The organism is Paraburkholderia tropica (assembly GCF_900109265.1).
GTDB classification, from domain to species: domain Bacteria; phylum Pseudomonadota; class Gammaproteobacteria; order Burkholderiales; family Burkholderiaceae; genus Paraburkholderia; species Paraburkholderia tropica.
The window spans coordinates 143,653-163,426 of record NZ_FNZM01000002.1 but is presented as its reverse complement, the minus strand read 5'-3'; the positions used below and the strand labels follow the sequence as shown (position 1 = coordinate 163,426).

The following is a 19,774-nucleotide window of genomic DNA, read 5'->3' as shown; positions in this document are numbered from 1 at the left end:
CACACTTATGAACGCACGCGGTCTCGACTTCGCGCAGTTGCGCACCTTCATCGCCGTCACGGAGGCGGGCAGCGTCTCGGCGGGCGCCGAGCGCGTGTTCCTCTCCCAGTCGTCGGTGAGCGAGCAGTTGAAGAAGCTGGAGGAGCGCATCGGCCAGCCGCTGTTCGTGCGCGGCAAATACGGCGTCGCGCCCACGCCCGCGGGTGCGAAGCTGCTCGATCACGCGCGCCGCATCGTGGCGATGTGCGACGCCGCGTTCGACGACATGCAGGGACGTTCGCTCGACGGCGAGGTGCGCATCGCCATCACCGATTACTACCGCCCGCAGGATGTCGCCGCGATCATCCGGCGCTTCGCGAGCCAGCATCCGCGTCTGCGTCTGCATGTAACGGTGCTGCCCAGCGCCGTGATCGACGCGAGCGCGGACGACAACACCTTCGACATCGGCCTGTCGCTGCGCATGGTGGAGGGCACGGGAAAGCGCGGCGCGGCGAAGCCCGGCGCGCAGACCTCGGCGGCCACGAGCACGGTGATCCGCCGCGAGAAACTGGTGTGGGTCAGCGCGCGCGAGACGCTGCGCGAGCGCGGCGCGCTGACGCCGCCCTGGCCGCTCGTGCTGCTGCCCGCGACGTGCCAGTTGCAGCGTTACGTGGTGAGGCTGCTCGACGAGGCGCGCATGCCGTATCTGATTTCGCATTCGGCGTCGGGCGTCGCGGGGCTGCAGCTCGCGTTGAAGGCGGGGCTGGGCATTTCCTGCCTGAACGAATCGGCGATCGGCGACGGGCTGATGGCCTGTCCAGCGTCGTTCGGCTTGCCCGCGTTGCCGTTCGCCGAATTTCATCTGCTGCCGGGGCGTCCCGGCGAAAGCGCGCACGTGACGAACGCGCGCGAGGCGCTCGCCGGATTGTTCGGCTAGCGGCCCGCTTGGGTTTATTCGGCTTCCTCGGCTTCCTGCGCCGATTCGCAATGCGGACGACCCGCGCGCCGATCAGGGCTGCGCGCTCACCAGCTCGGCGAAACGCAGCAGATCGACGTTGCCGCCCGAAATGACGATGCCCACGCGCTTGCCCTGCACGTCCACCTTGCGTTGCAGGACCGCCGCCGCCGCGAGGCAGCCCGTCGGCTCGACGTAGATCTTCATGCGGCTGGCGAAGAACTTCATCGTCTCGACGAGTTCCGCGTCGCTGACCGTCACGATCTCGCTCACGCGCTCGCGGATCACCGCGAACGTGTGGTTGCCCAGATGCTGCGTCTGCGCGCCGTCGGCGATGGTCTTGGGCGTCTCGATGTGGACGATCGCGCCGCCTTGCAGACTGCGCTGGCCGTCGTTGCCCGCTTCCGGCTCCACGCCGATCACCTGGCAATCGGGCGCGAGCGCATGCGCCGCCGTCGCGCAACCCGAGAGCAGGCCGCCGCCGCCGAGCGGCGTGAGCAGCACGTCGAAACCGCCCGCTTCCTCGAACAGTTCCTTCGCCGCCGTGCCCTGCCCCGCCATCACGTGCGGATGATCGTAGGGCGGAATCAGCGTGAGGCCGCGCTCGGCGGCGAGACGCTGGCCGAGCGCTTCGCGGTCCTCGGTGTAGCGGTCGTAGAACACGACTTCGCCGCCGTAGCCGCGCGTGGCCGCGACCTTCACGGCGGGCGCGTCGTGCGGCATCACGATCACGGCCTTCACGCCGAGCAGTTGCGCCGAGAGCGCAATGGCCTGCGCGTGATTGCCCGACGAAAACGTGATCACGCCGCCCTGCTTCTGCTCCGGCGTGAACTGCGCGATGGCGTTGTACGCGCCGCGAAACTTGAACGCGCCCATGCGCTGGAAGTTCTCGCACTTGAAGAACAGTTCCGCGCCCGCGAGTTCGTTCGCGGTGCGCGAGGTCATCACGGGCGTGCGGTGCGCGACGCCGCGAACGCGCTCGTGGGCGGCGACGACGTCGTCGAAAGTGATGGGCAGAGTGCTCATGGTCGGTGCTCGCTGGGCAAGTAGGTGTAGACGGTGGAGCGCGCCACGCCGAGCGTGCGCGCCACTTCGGCCAACGCGTGGCGCAGGTTCAGGTGGCCGCTTTCGGCGAGTTCGCGCACGGCGTCGCGGCGCTGCGCGAGCGTCATGCCGATGGGCGTGGTGTTGCGCGCGGCGGCATAGCGTTCGAGTGCGGCGCGCACGCCGTCGCCGGTGCGCGGCGCGAGCGATTCGGGCAGCGGCGCGGCGGCGCCCGTCTGCATCAACTGGCCGAGGCCCGCCGTGACCGCGCCGAGCAGCGAGACGTCCATGTTCAGGCAGACGGCCGCCACGTATTCGCCCGCGCTGTTCTTGAGCCCGATCGACGTGCTCTTGACCGGCCGGCCATCGGGAAAGCGATTCGGATAATTGGCGACGACTTCGGGGAAGCCGGGATCGTTCAGACGCGCGAGCCCCATTTCGGTGGCGGCGTCGCCGACCTGACGGCCCGACAGGTTGTTCGAGATCGCGACGACCGACTGCTCGGGCGAGGTCAGATCGTGCAGCACGACCTCGACAAGCGGCGCGAGCGTCTGCCCGAGCGCCTCGACGATCTTGAGGCCTTCGCGCAGCAGCAGCGCGTTCTCGCGCGCGCTGACGCTCGCGCCGGAGACTTCGGTAGGTGTCTTGATCTTCGCCACGCGTGACATTTTGACGATTTACGACAAAATGTCAATCACTGACAACACACACCGCGCGGCATAAAAAAACTCGCCCGAAGGCGAGTTCGCAGGGACAACGCGAGGCTTCGTCTCAGACAGCGAAGCGCTCGCTGGCGAATTGCGACGACGGCACGCGCGCCGCCACGGCGGCGGCTTGCGCGGCGCTCACCATCGCGGGCGGCCCGCACACGTAGAGATCGGGCGACGTGTTCACCGAAACGGACGCCAGCGCCGCCTCCAGCGCCTCGACCGGCGTGCCGTGAAAGCCGCGCCAGGCATCGTCGGCCTCGCGCACGCAGAACTCGACGCGCAACTGCGGAAGCGCCGTCTGCAAGCGCGCGAGTTCGTCGGCCATGAACAGATCGCTGACGCGGTTCACGCCGAAGAACACGCGCGCCTCGTTCATCTCCTGGTATTCGGCCATGCGCCGCAGCATCGACAGCACGGGCGCGAGCCCGGTGCCGCCCGCCACGAACCAGCGCGGCCGCAGGCTGTCGGCGAACAGGCCGAAACCGCCTTGCGGGCCGTGTACGGTCAGCGTGTCGCCCACGCGCGCGCGCTCGCGCAGCCAGTCCGAAAACGCGCCGCCGGGCCGCAGACGGATCAGCAATTCCAGCCGCCCGTCCCAGTTGCTCGTGTTGGCGAGCGAGAACGGACGACGCAGATCGCCTGCGCCTTCGTCATCCGGCAGCGCGAGTTCGACGAACTGGCCCGCTTCGAACTCGGCGGCGCTGCCGTTGAGATCGTCGGCATCGAGTTGCAGTTCGAGGCGGCGCGTGTCCTCGGTGAGCGTGTCCAGCGACACGACGCGCGCGCGCCGCGCCGCCACCGGCTGGCGCAGCACTTTCGCGCTGTCGTACGGTGCGACGATGCGCAAATCGCTACGCGGCGTCGTGCGGCACAACAACACCGCGCGCGGATCGCCCGCGGGGAGCGCATCGGCGGCGTGCTCGCCCAGCGTGTAATCGCCCTCGGCGACGCTCGCGTGGCACGCGCCGCAACTGCCGCGCTTGCACTGCGACGGCAGCGTCAACTGCGCCGCCGCGGCCGCCGCCAGCACGTCCTGCTGCGGCGCGCACTCGAAGCTCAAGGCCGCGCCGTCACGCGTGAGAATCTCGATTCGATGGTTCATCGGCTTGCCTGTGCCCGCCTCACGCGGCCTTGCGCGCGAGCGCGGCGGCGAGATCGGCGTGCGCGTCGCCGATCGGCTGGATGCCGAACTGATCGACGAGAATCTGCACCACGCCCGGCGTGAGGAAGGCCGGCAGCGTCGGTCCGAGCCGGATGTTGCGGATGCCGAGCGCGAGCAGCGTCAGCAGCACGGCGGCCGCCTTCTGCTCGAACCACGAAATCACCAGCGACAACGGCAGATCGTTGACGCCGCACTCGAACGCTTCGGCCAGCGCGAGCGCGATCTGGATCGCCGAATAGCTGTCGTTGCACTGGCCGAGATCGAGCAGACGCGGAATGCCGCCGATGTCGCCGAACGCGTGGCGATTGAAGCGGTACTTGTTGCAGCCGAGCGTCATGACGACGGTGTCGTCGGGCGCGGCCTGCGCGAACTCGGTGTAGTAGTTGCGGCCGGGCGCGGCGCCGTCGCAGCCGCCGATCAGGAAGAAGTGGCGGATCTGACCGGCCTTCACGGCGTCGCTCACCTTGTCGGCCACGCCGAGCACGGTATGGCGCGCGAAGCCGATCGTCACGGTTTCCTCGGGCGCGGTCTCGCGGAAGCCCGGCAGCGCGAGCGCGGCCTGCACGAGCGGCGCGAACGCGTGATGCTCCAGATGGCGCACGCCCGCCCAGCCGACCGGGCCGGTCGTGAAGATGCGCTGACGATAGTGCGGCAGCGGCTCGATCAGGCAGTTCGAGGTCATCAGAATCGGGCCGGGGAAATTCGCGAAGTCGGACTGCTGGTCCTGCCACGCGCCACCGTAGTTGCCTGCGAGGTGCGCATACGCCTTGAGCTTCGGATACGCGTGCGCAGGCAGCATCTCGCCGTGCGTGTAGATCTGCACGCCCGCGCCTTCGGTGGCTTGCAGCAACGCTTCGAGATCGCCCAGATCGTGGCCCGAGACGAGGATCGCCTTGCCCGCGACCGGCGTCATGCGCACGGCGGTGGGCTGCTGGTTGCCGAAGCGGCCGGTGTTGGCGGCGTCGAGCAACTCCATCACCTTGAGGTTCAGGCTGCCGAGCGCGAGCGCCTGTTCGAGCAGTTCGCCCGCCGCGACGGGCTCGCGCGCGAGGAAGTCGAGCGCCGACGCCACGCCCGCGTAGACCTCGTCGCTTTCGTAGCCGAGCACGCGCGCATGATGCGCGTAGGCGCACACGCCCTTGAGGCCGTAGAGCACCAGCGCGCGCAGCCCGACGATGTCGGCGCCCACGACATCAAGACCTGCATCGACGCCGACGTCCGCAGCCTGCGCGAGCAGTTGCGGCAGATCGGCGCCCGGCTGCCAGCGCGCGGGACCGGCGGGCGCCTGCGCCGCGACGCCCTGCGCGAGCGCCATCGTTTCATACGCGGCCTTCACGCAGTCGCGATGTTGCGCGGCTTCGCGCAGCATCGCCACGAAGCGGCCGGCGTTGAAGTTCACGTTGGTGAGCGTGGTGAACATCGCGTAGAGGATGAAGCGGTCGGCTTCGCGGTCGGCGCTGCCGAGACCGCGCGCGAGCGCGTTGTACTGGGCGATGCCCTTGACCGCGTGGATCAGCAGATCCTGCAGATCGGCGGTGGTGGCGTCCTTGCCGCAGTTGCCCTTCGCCGACGCGCATCCGGGCGCGCCGTGGGCGCGGTCGGTCTGTTCACATTGGTAGCAAAACACGCTGCTCTCCTTGCTTGTGGGGATGGCTCGCGCCACGCGTCAGACGATCGTCGATCGGCTGACGGAGCACGGCGTTGTCCGAGGGCGGCGACCCGCGCCGCATCGGACGTCTAGTAAGATGCAAAATTGATGCATCTTTTTTATCGTCGCCTGGGCGCGCCAGGTTTGCCGTGATGCAAATCAAAGGAGAGCGTGGCGGCGCAGGACGGCGGCACCATGAAAAAAGCCCGCGACCGGAAAGGTCGCGGGCTTTTCGTCGGATTCGCGCCCGAAGGAATCGAGCGCGAGTCGAACCAGCTTAGAAAGGAATATCGTCGTCCATTTCGTCGAAGCCGCCGCCGGCCGGGGCGTTCGAACGGCCAGCGCCGCCGCCCGAGCCGCCACCGCTCGAACGCGGTGCACCGCCGCCGCCGCCCGAAGCACGGCCACCGCCGCGCGGTGCGCTGTCACGGCTGTAGCCGCCGTCGTCGCCCATATCGCTGCCCGCCGACGCGCCGCCGCTGCGGCCGCCCAGCATCTGCATCTGATCGGCGACGATTTCCGTCGAATAACGGTCGGTGCCGTCCTGCGCCTGCCACTTGCGGGTGCGGATGCGGCCTTCGATATACACCGACGAGCCCTTCTTCAGGTACTCCGAGACGATCTCGGCCAGACGGCCAAAGAACGCCACGCGGTGCCATTCGGTCATTTCCTTGAACTCGCCGGACGCCTTGTCCTTATAGCGGTCGGTGGTCGCGAGGCGGATGTTCGCCACGGCGTCACCGCTCGGCAGATAGCGCACTTCCGGCTCGGCGCCGAGGTTGCCGACGAGGATCACCTTGTTCACGGATGCCATGTATTTCTCCAGTTGATTCCGATCAGGCGCGCCGAAGCGCGTTCAAACGCACGCTCACGCGCGCTCAGCGCGTTTGGGCGGCGCCTTCATGTTGGCCGCGATTATAAGCCAGCAGAACACGAGGCCTGAGCACGTATAGAAAACGGTGCTTGCGCCGTCGTGTTTGAGCAGCCAGCCGCCCACCACGCCGCCAAGCGCGAGCCCGATCGACTGCGTGGTGTTATAGACGCCCGTGGCTGCGCCCTTGCGGTTGCCCGGCGCGAGCTTCGACACCAGCGAAGGCTGCGACGCTTCCAGAATATTGAAGCCGAGGAAGTACACGAACAGCACGGCGGCCACGATTGCTATGGTATGCGCAAGCGAGCCGAGCAGAAGCTGGCCGATCAGAATAAGCCCAATGGCCGAGACCACCACGGCCTTCATCTTGCCCTTCTTCTCCGCCGCGATGATGGCCGGCACCATCAGCACGAACGACAGGCCCATCACGGGCAGATAGATCATCCAGTGCGAGGCGACCGGCAGACCCGCATCGACGAGCAGGCGCGGCACCACGAGGAACAGCGCGGTCTGCGTCGCGTGCAGCACCAGCACGCCGAAATTCAGGCGCAGCAGCTCGACGTTGTGCAGGACTTCGGAAAACGGCGCGCGCACGTGCACGGGCTTGGGCGCATCGGGCACGATCCACAGCACCACGCCCACCGCGATGATCGAGAACACGCCGACCAGCGTGAAGAGGCCGCTCATGCCGAGCCAGTGCACCACGATGGGCGCGCCGACGATCGCCACCGCGAACGACAGGCCGATCGAGCCGCCCACCATCGCCATGGCCTTGGTGCGGTTCTGCTCGCTGGTGAGGTCGGCGATGAAGGCCAGCACGGCCGACGACACCGCGCCCATGCCCTGGATCACCCGTCCGACGATAATCCACGTCATGTCGTGCGCGCCCGCGGCCACGAAGCTGCCGATCGCGAAGATCACGAGGCCGGCGGCGATCACGGGCTTGCGGCCGATGCGGTCGGAGATCCAGCCGTAGAAAATGTACAGGAGCGACTGCGTCACGCCGTACGCACCGAGCGCGATGCCGACAAGCAGCAGGTTGTCGCCGCCGGGAATGGTTTTCGCGTAGACCGAAAACACCGGCATGATCATGAAGAGGCCCAGCATGCGCAGCGCGAAGATCGCGGCAAGCGACACGGTCGCGCGCAGCTCGGGCGCACTCATGCGTGAAGAGGTAGCGGGTGAGTTGGAGGACATCGGAGCGTATTGTGATTGGCCGCCGCTGCCCGCCGGCGATGCGCGCGCCGCGTGGAACTCAGTGGGCGCTGATTGCGCACTTACCGTGGCCCCGGAGCGCGGAGCCCGGGTCGCCTTGCAAGAGCTGTCGGTTGGCTTGCAGAGTCTTCGCGCGGACGCTTCAAGGTCCTTTCAAAGACCGTTGGCAAGCCGTAACGGCGGTCTGGAAAAGTCGTTATAGTAGCAGGTTTAGCCTCCCTCTCTCCCGCAGGTTCATGGAACAGATCCGTATCCGTGGGGCCCGAACCCACAACCTGAAGAACGTCAATCTGGACCTGCCGCGCCACAAGCTCGTGGTGATCACCGGGCTATCCGGTTCCGGCAAGTCCTCGCTGGCCTTCGACACGCTCTACGCAGAAGGCCAGCGCCGCTACGTGGAAAGCCTGTCGGCGTACGCCCGTCAGTTCCTTCAGTTGATGGAGAAGCCCGACGTCGATCTGATCGAGGGTCTGTCGCCGGCGATTTCGATCGAGCAGAAAGCCACGTCGCACAATCCGCGCTCGACGGTCGGCACGGTCACCGAAATCCACGACTACCTGCGACTTCTTTACGCACGTGTCGGCACGCCGTACTGCCCCGACCACGAGATTCCGCTGGAGGCGCAAAGCGTCTCGCAGATGGTCGACGCCGCGCTCGCGCTGCCCGAGGAGACCCGGCTGATGATCCTCGCGCCCGTGATCGTGGACCGCAAGGGCGAGCACGCCGAACTCTTCGACGACATGCAGGCCCAGGGTTTCGTGCGCTTTCGCGTGCGTTCGGGCGGCGGCACGGCCAACGAGGGCGAGGCGAAGATCTACGAAGTGGAGTCGCTGCCCAAGCTCAAGAAGAGCGAGCGCCACACCATCGACGTGGTGGTGGACCGCCTCAAGGTGCGCCCCGACATGAAGCAGCGCCTCGCGGAGTCGTTCGAAACGGCGCTGCGTCTCGCCGACGGCCGCGCCATCGCGCTCGAAATGGACACGAACAAGGAGCATCTCTACAGCTCGAAGTTCGCCTGCCCGATCTGCTCGTACTCGCTGCCGGAGCTGGAGCCGCGCCTCTTCTCGTTCAACAACCCGATGGGCGCGTGCCCGGAGTGCGACGGCCTCGGCCAGATCACCTTCTTCGACCCGAAGCGCGTGGTCGCGCATCCGTCGCTGTCGCTCGCGGCGGGCGCCGTGAAGGGCTGGGACCGGCGCAACCAGTTCTACTTCCAGATGCTGCAGAGTCTCGCGGCGTACTACGACTTCGACATCGACACCGCCTTCGAGGATCTGCCGGAGAAAGTGCGCAAGATCCTGCTGTACGGCTCGGGCAAGCAGGAAATCCCGTTCTCGTACATCAACGAGCGCGGCCGCACGTCCGTGCGCGAGCACGTGTTCGAAGGCATCATCCCGAACCTCGAGCGCCGCTACCGCGAAACCGATTCGGCCGCGGTGCGCGAGGAACTCGCCAAGTACCAGAACAATCAGGCCTGCCCGCACTGCGAAGGCACGCGTCTGCGCCGCGAAGCGCGCTTCGTGCGCATCGGCGCGGGCGAGGACGCGCGCGCCATCTATGAAGTGAGCGGCTGGCCGCTGCGCGACACGCTCGGCTACTTCCAGACGCTGCGCCTCGAAGGCGCGAAAGGCGAGATCGCCGACAAGGTGGTCAAGGAAATCGTCGCGCGGCTGATGTTCCTGAATAACGTCGGGCTCGATTACCTCTCGCTCGAACGCAGCGCCGAAACGCTCTCGGGCGGCGAAGCGCAGCGCATCCGCCTCGCCTCGCAGATCGGCTCGGGCCTCACGGGCGTGATGTACGTGCTCGACGAACCGTCGATCGGCCTGCACCAGCGCGACAACGACCGCCTCATTTCCACGCTCAAGCATCTGCGCGATCTCGGCAATTCGGTGATCGTCGTGGAGCACGACGAGGACATGATCCGCATGGCCGATTACGTCGTCGACATGGGACCGGGCGCGGGCGTGCACGGCGGCATGGTGATCGCCGAAGGCACGCCCAAACAGGTGGAGCGCGATCCGGCCTCGATGACGGGCCAGTATCTCTCGGGCGCGCGCCGCATCGACTATCCGGACGAGCGCCAGGATCCCGACGAGCGCCGCCTGCGCATCGTCGAGGCCTACGGCAACAACCTCAAGCACGTGACGCTCGATCTGCCGGTCGGCCTGCTGACCTGCGTGACGGGCGTGTCCGGCTCGGGCAAGTCCACGCTCATCAACGACACGCTGTATCACGCGGTGTCGCAGCATCTGTACGGTTCGTCGGCCGAGCCGGCGCCGTTCGAGGCGATCGAAGGGCTCGAACATTTCGACAAGGTCATCAACGTCGATCAATCGCCGATCGGCCGCACGCCGCGTTCGAATCCGGCCACCTACACGGGCCTCTTCACGCCCATCCGCGAACTGTTCGCGGGCGTGCCGGCGGCCAAGGAGCGCGGCTACGAGTCGGGCCGCTTCTCGTTCAACGTGAAGGGTGGGCGCTGCGAAAGCTGCCAGGGCGACGGCGTGCTGAAGGTGGAAATGCACTTCCTGCCCGACGTCTACGTGCCCTGCGACGTCTGTCACGGCAAGCGCTATAACCGCGAAACGCTCGAAATCCAATACAAGGGCCGGAACATCAGCGAAGTGCTCGACATGACGGTGGAAACCGCCTACGAGTTCTTCAAGGCGGTGCCGGTCGTGGCGCGCAAGCTCAAGACGCTGCTGGACGTGGGTCTGGGCTACATCCGCCTCGGCCAGTCGGCCACCACGCTCTCGGGCGGCGAGGCGCAGCGCGTGAAGCTTTCGCTGGAACTTTCCAAGCGGGATACGGGCCGGACGCTGTATATACTCGACGAGCCGACCACCGGCCTGCACTTCCACGACATCGCCCTGCTGCTCGAAGTGATCCACCGGCTTCGCGATCAGGGCAATACCGTGGTGATCATCGAGCATAATCTCGATGTGATCAAAACCGCCGACTGGGTCGTCGACATGGGCCCGGAAGGCGGCGCGGGCGGCGGCATGATCGTGGCGCAGGGGACGCCCGAGCAGGTCGCGAAGTCGAAGGCGAGCTTCACGGGCCGCTATCTCGCGCCGCTGCTCAAGCGCGGAGCCAGCAAGGCGGTCGCGCTCGACGAGGCATCGGGACAATAAGCGTTCACCCGCAGCGATCACAGACGCGCGAGCACCAAAAAGCGGTCGCCCACGAGCGGCCGATAACAAGCACCAGTAAGCAGTCACGATTGCTGCGGTAACAACGGGTTGGGAGCGCGTGCGCTCCCGAGGTCTGGAGACGGAAAAGAACCAACATGGGCAAGCGCAACGAAGCGACCGACGCGACCGGCTCGTCCGGCGAGAAGCAGCAGCAGGTGCGCGATCTGCGCCCTCGGCCGGTCAGGCTCACGAGCGACATGAGTCTGCCGAAACTCTCGGCCGTGGAGATCGGCAGCTATGTGGCCGCGCTTCTCGGCATGTTCGCGGTGCTGCATCTGAATCTGCTCGGGGCGCTGCTGGCCGGCATGCTCGTCTATCAGCTCGTCCATACGATTTCGCCGCTCATCGAGCGCCGCATGTCGAGCAGCCGCGCGCGCTGGCTGTCGGTCGTGCTGGTGTCCATCGTGATCGTGGGCGTGCTCACGGGGCTCACGGTTGGCGTGATCGAACAGTTCGAAAACGACGTGCCGAGCGTGCAGAAAGTCATGGCGCAGATGATGACTTTCGTCGACCAGGCGCGCAGCCGCATTCCCGAATCCATCGCGGCCTATCTGCCCGTGGACGTCGCGCAGATGAAGCTCAAGGCGCTCGCGCTGATGCACGAGCACGCCACGCAGCTCGGCCAGGGCGGCAAGAACGCGGCGCGCATTCTGGGGCATATCGTGATCGGCATGATCATCGGCGCGATCATTGCGATCGGCGCGCAGAAGAACGCCACGCGGCTGCCGCTTTCGACGGCGTTCGTCGCGCGCGTCTCGCGTTTCGCCGACGCGTTCCGCCGCATCGTGTTCGCGCAGGTGAAGATTTCGGCCATCAACACGGTGTTCACGGGCCTGTTCCTGCTGCTCGTGCTGCCGGTTTTCCATGCGCCGCTGCCGCTCGCGAAGATGCTCGTGGTGGTGACGTTCGTGGTGGGCCTGCTGCCGGTGATCGGCAATCTGATTTCGAACACGCTGATCGTGGCCATTGCGCTCACGGTGAGCCTGCCCGCGGCGGTCACGGCGCTCGTGTTCCTGATCGTGATCCACAAGCTCGAATACTTCCTGAACGCGCGCATCGTGGGCGGCCAGATCGAGGCGCGCACGTGGGAACTGCTCGTGGCGATGCTCGTGATGGAAGCCGCGTTCGGCATTCAGGGCGTGATCGCCGCGCCGATTTTCTACGCGTATATCAAGCGCGAGCTGATTTATCTGCGGCTGGTTTGAGGCGCGGGCTTACCGCGCAGCATAAAAAATGGCCCCTTCCGGGGCCATTTTCACATCATCGCCGAAGCGATCGCACGCTCAAAACGCGCTTAACGGAACACCACCGTCTTATGCCCGTTCAGCAGAATGCGGTGCTCCACATGCCACTTCACCGCGCGCGCGAGCGTCACGCATTCGACGTCGCGGCCGATCGCCGTGAGTTGCTCCGGCGTCATGTTGTGGTCCACGCGCTCGACTTCCTGCTCGATGATCGGGCCTTCGTCGAGATCGGACGTCACATAGTGCGCCGTCGCGCCGATCAGCTTCACGCCGCGGTCGAACGCCTGGTAGTACGGCTTCGCGCCCTTGAAGCTCGGCAGGAACGAATGGTGGATGTTGATCGCGCGGCCCTTGAGCGCCTCGCACAGCTCCGGCGAAAGGATCTGCATGTAGCGCGCGAGCACCACGAGATCCGCGCCTTCGCGGTTCACCACTTCGAGCACGCGCGCTTCCTGCGCGGCCTTGTCGGCTGCCGTGCCGCCGAGCAGCGGGAAGTGATGGAACGGAATGTTGTAGCTCGCCGCCAGCTGGTAGAAGTCCTTGTGGTTCGAGATGATCGCGGGGATCTCGATCGGCAGCTGGCCGGTGCGATAGCGGAACAGCAGGTCGTTCAGGCAGTGACCGATCTTCGACACCATCAGCACGACGCGCGGCTTCACGTTCGCGTCATGCAGCTCCCAGCGCATGCCGAACTCGTCCGCCAGCGGCGCGAACGCGTCGCGCAGGCCGTCGAGGCCAGGGTCGCCGCCCACCTGCTGGAAATGCACGCGCATGAAGAACTCGCCCGTGTGGCTGTCGCCGAACTGGGCCGAGTCGAGAATGTTGCTGCCGCGCTCGAACAGAAAACCCGACACGGCATGCACGATGCCCGGACGGTCGGCGCAGGACAGTTTGAGAATAAAGCTGTGATCGGTCGACATGACCTTGGTGACTCCCATCGATTCCTGGTGTTTCAAAAGGGCTTCAGTTGCTGAAAAAACCCACGCCCTTTCACAGCGTCGGTGGCTCGAAGATCGCGGCGATACCCTCGCACGCGTCCTCGTCAATCCATTGGCGGCGCAGCAGCAGATCGAGCGTCGCGAGACTCGCGTCCACCGTCATCTGACCTTCCTCGATCCAGCGCGCGGTTTCGTCGATGCGCGCAAGACGATGCTCGCCGACCTCGCCGTCCTGATTGTGCGGCACGAAATCTTCGGGCAGCGCGAGATCGTAGACGAAGATCTGCTCGGCCTGGGTGCCTTCGGGCAGCGACTGCAACACGTGCACGGTGCGCCCCGGCGTGGCGCACGCGGCCAGTTCGGCGGCGATGCCCGCCTCTTCCCAGCACTCTTTCTGCAGCGTGGCCTCGACGCCGAGACCCCAGCCGATGCCGCCCGCGACCACGTTGTCGAGCATGCCCGGATCGGTCGCCTTGGTGTCGCTGCGGCGCGCGATCCAGAGCTGCGGCGCCGCGGAACCCGCATATTCTACGACGCCGTTCAGATGCACCGCGTACGTCATCGTGCCGAAGAAGCGCGAGGCCGCGCGCTCGATGTAGGCGAGCGGCGGCGCGTCGAAGGCGTTGCGGATCGCGTAGGTTTCGTCGCGCCAGCCCGGAATGCGGCCTTCGGCGGCGAGTGCGCCGATCACCGCGCCCAGCGCCGCGCTGCGCGCCGTCACGCTGTCGAATTCGGCGGCGAGCGTCACGCGCGCGGTGTCGGCGTCGCCGTCGATCTCGAAGACGTCGGGCCAGCGCGCGAGCAGCGCGACATCGGCCGCGCGAATCCAGCCCACGCGCTCGTCGCCGAAATGAAACGGCAGATGCGCGTTCACATCGAAGCGGCGCGCGTCGGTAATGCAGGGCAAGGTCATCTCGGGGGCTCCGGGCGTCGGTGTCGATGTGCGGCGTCGATATGAAGCGGTGTGCGTCAATCGCGCAGCGCGATGCGCATGCCGATGGCGATGAAGGTCAGGCCGGCCAGGCGGTCGAGCCACACGCCCGCGCGCGGCCGACGCTTGAGCCAGCTGCCGAGCGCACCCGCGCACACGCCGAACACCGAGAACACGACCACGGTCTGCGCCATGAACAGCACGCCGAGTTCGAGCATCTGCAGCGTCACGCTCTGCGCGCCGTGCACGTCGACGAACTGCGGCAGGAACACCACGAAGAACAGCGTGACCTTCGGGTTCATGATGTTGCCGATCACGCTCTGGCGGAAGATCGTCGCGAGCGGCTGGCGCGGACGGTCGCCCGCCGCCGCCAGTCCCTGGCTGCGCAGCGCCTTGATGCCGATCCAGATCAGATACGCGGCGCCCGCCAGCTTGAGGATCTGGAACGCGAGCGGCGACGAACGCAACAGCGCGGCAATGCCGAGCGCGGCGAGCGTCGTGTGGAACGTCACGCCCGCCGCGAAGCCGAGCGCGGACACGAAGCCGGCCATGCGCCCCTGCGAGATGCCGCGTGCGAGCACTTGCAGGTTGTCGGGGCCGGGCGCGAAGGTGATCGCGATCGAGGTCGCGAGGAATAGCGCGAAGTTGGGCATGAGCGTGTCGGCGAGGTTGTCGGCGGTCTTGAGCGGTCAGTGGCCGCCGAAGGACGTCACGGTGAAAAGCGGCAGGCCCGATTCGGTCAGCAGCTTCGAGCCGCCGAGGTCCGGCAGATCGATGATCGCCGCGCCCTCCACCACCGTCGCGCCGAGGCGCTCGAGCAGCATCTTGCCCGCGAGCATGGTGCCGCCCGTGGCGATCAGATCGTCGACGATCACCACCCGGTCGCCCGGCTTGCAGGCGTCTTCGTGCACTTCGACGGTCGACTCGCCGTATTCGAGCTTGTAGGTTTGCGACACGGTCTTGTACGGCAGCTTGCCGATCTTGCGCACCGGAATGAAGCCCACATTCAGTTCATACGCGACGATCGGGCCGATGATGAAGCCGCGCGCGTCGAGGCCCGCCACGTAGTCGAGCCTCGCGTCCACGTAACGCTCCACGAACAGGTCGATCAACACGCGCAGGCCCTTCGGATGGCCGATCAGCGGCGTGATATCGCGGAATTGCACTCCCGGCTGAGGCCAGTCGGGCACCGTGCGGATCAGACTGTTGACGAACTGCGCGGCTTCGGTGCTCGCGTTCGAGTTCGCAGGTGCGTTGGACATGATTTCTCCGGGCAGTAGCAAGAATAAAGAGCAGGTAATTCGGATAAACAAGCGGATAAACAATTAAAACGGGGCGCGACCCCGTGCGACGTCTCCGCGATCGGCGAGGCCGCGCGGTGCGACTCGCCGACTGGCGGCGAAGTTTCGCGGTTTTCGTGTCGAGCCCCGACGAGCCCAGATGAGCCGAGACGAGCCGAATCAGGCCGCCGCCGCGCCCGCGCCGGCGGCGCCCAGCTTGCGGTGCCGCGAGAGCCGTTCCTCGGCCTGGGCCAACTGCTCGGGCAGACCGCGCAGCACGACGATGTCGGCTTCGCGCAGCTTCGTCGAGGGATCGGGCTCCACGCCGCGAATGCCGTGTCGGCGGATCGCGGTCACTTCCACGCCGAGGTCGAACAGGCCCAGATCGGCGAGCGTGCGGCCCACGGCATCGGCGCGCGCGTCGACCGGTACGGATTGTAGCCGCACCTGCTCGTGACCGTCCTCGCCCGCGTCGTCGGTGCCGTGGAAGTAGCCGCGCAGCAGGCTGTAGCGCGCGTCGCGCAGTTCCTCCACGCGGCGCACGACGCGCCGCATCGGCACGCCCATCAGCACCAGCATGTGCGAGGCCAGCATCAGGCTGCCTTCGACGATCTCCGGAATCACCTCGGTCGCGCCCGCCGCGAGCAGGCGTTCGAGATCGGCGTCGTCGACCGTGCGCACGATGGTGGGCAGCGTTGGCTCCAGTTCGTGGATGTGATGCAGCACGCGAAACGCCGACTGCGTGTTCGCATAGGTCACGGCCACCGCCGCCGCGCGATGGATGCCCGCCGCGACCAGCGACTCGCGCCGCGCCGCATCGCCGAACACCACCGACTCGCCCGCCGCCGCCGCGGCCGCCACGCGGTCCGGATCGAGGTCGAGCGCGACGTACGAAAGGCCTTCGTTTTCCAGCATGCGCGCCAGATTCTGCCCGGCGCGGCCGTAACCGCAGATGATCACGTGACCGCTCTGCTTGAGGCTTTGCGTGGCGATGCGGGTCATCATCAGCGACTGCTGCATCCATTCCGTCGACGACAGCCGCAGCACGATGCGATCGGCGTTCTGGATCAGGAACGGCGCGGCGAGCATCGACAGCAGCATCGCCGCGAGGATCGCCTGGAGCAGCGTGGGATCGACGAGATGCTTGTCCAGAATGAGGTTGAGCAGCACGAAGCCGAATTCGCCCGCCTGCGCGAGACCGAGGCCCGTGCGCATCGCCACGCCCGGCGACGCGCCGAACAGACGCGTGAGCGCCGTGATCATCACCGCCTTGAGCACGAGCGGCGCGATCAGGAACGCGCCCACCATCAACGGATGCTGGATGATCACGTGCGGGTTCAGCAGCATGCCCGTGGTGATGAAGAAGAGGCCGAGCAGCACGTCGCGAAACGGCTTGATGTCCTCTTCCACCTGATGTTTGTACGGCGTTTCGGCGATCAGCATGCCCGCGATGAACGCGCCGAGCGCGAGCGAGAGGCCGAATTTGTCGGTGACGAACGCCGCGCCCAGCGTGACGAGCAGCACGTTCAGCACGAACAGCTCCTGCGAACGCCGCCGTGCCACCACGTTGAACCAGCGCGTCATGAACTTCTGGCCGACGAACAGCAGAATGCCGAGCGCCAGCACGATCTTGATCGCCGCCATGCCGAGCGACTCGATCAGCGACTTCGACGAGCCGCCGAACGCCGCGATCACGATCAGCAGCGGCACCACGGCCAGATCCTGGAACAGCAGCACGCCGAGAATGTTGCGGCCATGCTCCGACTCGATCTCCAGCCGCTCCGCCAGCATCTTGCTGACGATGGCCGTCGACGACATGGCGAGCGCGCCGCCCAGCGCCACGCAGGCCTGCCACGTGATGTGCACCCACGGGTCGAGCGCGAGCCCGACCAGCAGCGCGACCAGGATCGTGCCGAGCACCTGCGAGAGCCCGAGCCCGAACACGGCGCGCCGCATCGCGCGCAGCTTGGTCAGCGAAAACTCCAGCCCGATCGAGAACATCAGGAACACGACGCCGAATTCGGCCAGATTCTGCGCGCCCTCCGTGTTCGGCACGATGCCGAACGCGCGCGGGCCGACCAGAATGCCGACCGAGAGGTAGCCGAGCATCGGCGGCAGGTTCAGGTAACGGAACAGCACGACGCCGACCACCGAGGCGAGCAGCAGGAACAACGTCATTTCCAGCGGTGAAATCATCGTGCGAAGCGTCCTCGTTCTGAAGTCATTCTCGGGCGTGGCCGGCGATGCAAATTTTCGCCCGCGCCGGTCGGGTCCATGATCGGCGCAAACGATGCGAATTGGGAAGTGCTGCGAGAGACGGCCGGGAGAAGCCGTGGCGGCAGGCGCGTGGTCTGGGCGCGCCCGGCGCGCGGGCCGTCGCGCGCTGGGGTGCAGGCGCGGCGCGCATACGCCTTTGCTATACTCCCCGGATGATAGCGAAAATCAATGGCGACCGGGCGCTGAAGCTCGCTCGCGACGTGCTCGACATCGAAGCTGACGCCGTGCGCGGGCTTCGCGACCGGCTCGACGACAACTTCGTCGGCGCGGTCGATCTCATCCTCTCCTGCCGCGGCCGCGTGGTCGTTTCCGGCATCGGCAAATCGGGCCATATTGCGCGCAAGCTCGCGGCCACGCTGGCCTCCACGGGCACGCCGGCCTTCTTCGTGCATCCCGCCGAAGCGAGCCACGGCGACCTCGGCATGGTCACCGCCGACGACGTCTTCATCGGTCTGTCGAATTCCGGCGAATCCGAGGAACTCGTGGCGATCCTGCCGCTCGTGAAGCGCATCGGCGCCAAGCTGATCGGCATCACCGGCAATCGTCCGAAGTCCACGCTCGGCCAGCTCTCGGACGTCCATCTGGACGCCGGCGTCGAAAAGGAAGCCTGTCCACTGAACCTCGCGCCCACCGCCAGCACCACGGCGGCGCTCGCGCTCTCCGACGCACTCGCGGTCGCCGTGCTCGACGCACGCGGCTTCGGCGCCGACGACTTCGCGCGCTCGCACCCGGGCGGCGCGCTCGGCCGCCGCCTGCTGACTTACGTGCGCGACGTGATGCGCACCGGCGACGAAGTGCCGACGGTGCCCGACACGGCCACGGTCCGCGACGCGCTGTTCCAGCTCACCGCCAAGCGCATGGGCATGACGGCGATCGTCGACCCGCAGAACCGCGTGAGCGGCATCTTCACCGACGGCGATCTGCGCCGCGTGCTAGAACGTGTGGGCGACTTCCGCGATCTGCCGATCACCCAGGTCATGACGAAGGGCCCGCGCACCATCGGCCCCGACCAGCTGGCCGTGGAAGCCGTGGAACTGATGGAGCGCCATCGCATCAATCAGATGCTGGTGGTCGGCGCCGAAGGCGAGCTCATCGGCGCACTCAATATGCACGACCTTTTCTCCAAGAAGGTGATCTGATGGCGGTACCCGAACTCGATGCGACTGCGCGTGCCGCGCGCGTGCGTCTGATGATTTTCGACGTCGACGGTGTGCTCACCGACGGCGGCCTGCTCTTTACCGGCGCGGGCGACACCATGAAGGGCTTCAACTCGCTCGACGGCCACGGCGCCAAGCTGCTGCGCGAAGCCGGCATCGACACGGCCATCATCACCGGGCGCAAGTCCGAGATCGTCGCCGTGCGCGCGAAGGAACTGCGCATTACGCATCTGTATCAGGGCGTGGAAGACAAGCGCGTCGCGTTCAAGCAACTGCTCGCCGAAACCGGCCTCGCGCCCGAGCAGTGCGGCTACATGGGCGACGACTGGCCCGATCTCGCGGTCATGCTGCAGGTGGGCTTCTGCGCCGCGCCGGCCAACGCGCACACCGACGTGCTCGCGCGCGCCCACTGGGTCACCGACAAGACCGGCGGCCACGGCGCCGTGCGTGAAGTCACCGACCTGATCCTGCGCGCGCAAGGCCATTACGACGCCCTGCTCGCGGCCGCCTGCTCGGCGCACTCCGAAGCGGGCACGGAGCCGCGATGAACCAGAAGTTCCGGCTCACGTCGCTGATCCCGATCGTCTGCGTGGCGTTTCTCGCAGGCTTCACCTGGTGGCTTTTCCAGGCGGTCAAGCCGCACGAGAACGAGGCCGCGCCGCGTCCGCTCACGCACACGCCGGATTACTTCGCCGACCAGCTTTCGGTGTCCGAGCTCGACCAGTCGGGCGCGACGCAGTATCGCCTCACGGCCACGCACATGGTTCATTACGAGGACAACGCCTACAGCGACCTCACGATGCCGGCGGTGCGCGCGTTCCAGCCCGGCAAGCCGGTGGTCACGGCCACGGGCCTGCGCGGCACGGTCAACGGCGACGCCTCGATCGTCGATTTGTACGACGAGGCGCGCATTCTCCGCGCGGCGGGCGTCGGCGATCCCGAGATGCAGGCGGATTCCGAACATTTCCGCGTGCTCGTGAACGACGATGTGATCCTGACCGAAAAGCCGGTTAAACTTCGTCGCGGCCTGTCGGTCATGACGGCCACCAACGGCATGAACTACAACAATGTCACCCGGGTCATCCAGCTCTTCGGCAACGTCCGTGGCGCGATCGCCCCGGCTGACTCCGGCGGCGCGTCCTGATCCCCGGGCCGTCCACGCAAGG

At 66.8% G+C, this 19,774-nt stretch carries 17 protein-coding genes; 6 read left to right on the top strand and 11 right to left on the bottom strand.

The window, feature by feature from the left end:
* Positions 1 to 7: 7 nt before the first annotated feature.
* Positions 8 to 916, top strand: coding sequence for a LysR family transcriptional regulator (locus BMY06_RS03105; protein ID WP_065063071.1), 909 nt, complete (start codon positions 8 to 10; stop codon positions 914 to 916).
* 72 nt (positions 917 to 988) lie between these two features.
* Here the strand turns inward: BMY06_RS03105 and BMY06_RS03100 are convergent, their stop codons facing one another.
* The 6 genes from BMY06_RS03100 to BMY06_RS03075 all read right to left on the bottom strand — a co-directional run bounded on the left by BMY06_RS03100 (position 989) and on the right by BMY06_RS03075 (position 7,566).
* A complete protein-coding gene (locus BMY06_RS03100; RefSeq protein WP_074981499.1) occupies positions 989 to 1,960 on the bottom strand; it encodes a threo-3-hydroxy-L-aspartate ammonia-lyase in 972 nt (323 codons plus the stop codon).
* Positions 1,957 to 2,637: a helix-turn-helix transcriptional regulator gene (locus BMY06_RS03095; RefSeq protein ID WP_237181313.1), complete on the bottom strand. Its 681-nt coding sequence runs from the start codon at positions 2,635 to 2,637 to the stop codon at positions 1,957 to 1,959. Before BMY06_RS03095 ends, BMY06_RS03100 begins: the two co-directional genes overlap by 4 nt.
* A 112-nt stretch (positions 2,638 to 2,749) precedes the next feature.
* Entirely contained in the window at positions 2,750 to 3,790 is a 1,041-nt protein-coding gene (locus tag BMY06_RS03090; protein ID WP_074981497.1) for a 2Fe-2S iron-sulfur cluster binding domain-containing protein, read from the bottom strand.
* 19 nt (positions 3,791 to 3,809) lie between these two features.
* Positions 3,810 to 5,477: a hydroxylamine reductase gene (gene hcp, locus BMY06_RS03085; RefSeq protein WP_074981495.1), complete on the bottom strand. Its 1,668-nt coding sequence runs from the start codon at positions 5,475 to 5,477 to the stop codon at positions 3,810 to 3,812.
* A gap of 298 nt (positions 5,478 to 5,775) precedes the next feature.
* Positions 5,776 to 6,312, bottom strand: a complete 537-nt coding sequence (locus BMY06_RS03080) for a single-stranded DNA-binding protein (RefSeq protein WP_065063061.1) — start codon at positions 6,310 to 6,312, stop codon at positions 5,776 to 5,778.
* Positions 6,313 to 6,366: 54 nt separating this feature from the next.
* Positions 6,367 to 7,566, bottom strand: coding sequence for an MFS transporter (locus tag BMY06_RS03075; RefSeq protein ID WP_373681566.1), 1,200 nt, complete (start codon positions 7,564 to 7,566; stop codon positions 6,367 to 6,369).
* A gap of 254 nt (positions 7,567 to 7,820) precedes the next feature.
* Here BMY06_RS03075 and uvrA point away from each other — a divergent pair, with 254 nt between their 5' ends.
* Together uvrA and BMY06_RS03065 are read left to right on the top strand one after the other, a co-directional pair.
* Positions 7,821 to 10,721, top strand: coding sequence for an excinuclease ABC subunit UvrA (uvrA, locus tag BMY06_RS03070; protein WP_065062232.1), 2,901 nt, complete (start codon positions 7,821 to 7,823; stop codon positions 10,719 to 10,721).
* A 155-nt stretch (positions 10,722 to 10,876) separates the two neighbouring features.
* Entirely contained in the window at positions 10,877 to 11,986 is a 1,110-nt protein-coding gene (locus BMY06_RS03065; RefSeq protein ID WP_065062230.1) for an AI-2E family transporter, read from the top strand.
* Positions 11,987 to 12,075: 89 nt separating this feature from the next.
* On the opposite strand, the gene purU is transcribed toward BMY06_RS03065, so the two are convergent.
* The 5 genes from purU to BMY06_RS03040 all read right to left on the bottom strand — a co-directional run bounded on the left by purU (position 12,076) and on the right by BMY06_RS03040 (position 17,370).
* The gene (gene purU, locus BMY06_RS03060; RefSeq protein WP_065062228.1) at positions 12,076 to 12,945 is read right to left on the bottom strand and encodes a formyltetrahydrofolate deformylase; all 870 of its coding nucleotides are present in this window, start codon (positions 12,943 to 12,945) and stop codon (positions 12,076 to 12,078) included.
* Between the two features lie 70 nt (positions 12,946 to 13,015).
* The gene (locus tag BMY06_RS03055) at positions 13,016 to 13,876 is read right to left on the bottom strand and encodes an NUDIX hydrolase (protein WP_065062226.1); all 861 of its coding nucleotides are present in this window, start codon (positions 13,874 to 13,876) and stop codon (positions 13,016 to 13,018) included.
* Between the two features lie 56 nt (positions 13,877 to 13,932).
* Complete coding sequence (locus tag BMY06_RS03050; RefSeq protein WP_065062224.1) at positions 13,933 to 14,547, bottom strand: LysE family translocator; 615 nt, start codon at positions 14,545 to 14,547, stop codon at positions 13,933 to 13,935.
* A gap of 36 nt (positions 14,548 to 14,583) precedes the next feature.
* Positions 14,584 to 15,156: an adenine phosphoribosyltransferase gene (locus BMY06_RS03045; RefSeq protein ID WP_074981491.1), complete on the bottom strand. Its 573-nt coding sequence runs from the start codon at positions 15,154 to 15,156 to the stop codon at positions 14,584 to 14,586.
* A 198-nt stretch (positions 15,157 to 15,354) separates the two neighbouring features.
* The gene (locus BMY06_RS03040; protein ID WP_074981489.1) at positions 15,355 to 17,370 is read right to left on the bottom strand and encodes a monovalent cation:proton antiporter family protein; all 2,016 of its coding nucleotides are present in this window, start codon (positions 17,368 to 17,370) and stop codon (positions 15,355 to 15,357) included.
* 233 nt (positions 17,371 to 17,603) lie between these two features.
* On the opposite strand from BMY06_RS03040, the gene kdsD reads away from it, so the two are divergent.
* From kdsD to lptC, 3 genes are read left to right on the top strand one after another with little or no spacing between them, the layout of a single operon-like run.
* Positions 17,604 to 18,590 (top strand): arabinose 5-phosphate isomerase KdsD, encoded by a 987-nt coding sequence (kdsD, locus tag BMY06_RS03035; protein WP_065062218.1) that lies wholly within the window; start codon positions 17,604 to 17,606, stop codon positions 18,588 to 18,590.
* A complete protein-coding gene (locus tag BMY06_RS03030) occupies positions 18,590 to 19,156 on the top strand; it encodes a KdsC family phosphatase (protein WP_074981487.1) in 567 nt (188 codons plus the stop codon). Before kdsD ends, BMY06_RS03030 begins: the two co-directional genes overlap by 1 nt.
* Positions 19,153 to 19,752, top strand: a complete 600-nt coding sequence (gene lptC, locus BMY06_RS03025) for an LPS export ABC transporter periplasmic protein LptC (protein ID WP_065062214.1) — start codon at positions 19,153 to 19,155, stop codon at positions 19,750 to 19,752. Before BMY06_RS03030 ends, lptC begins: the two co-directional genes overlap by 4 nt.
* Positions 19,753 to 19,774: the final 22 nt, after the last annotated feature.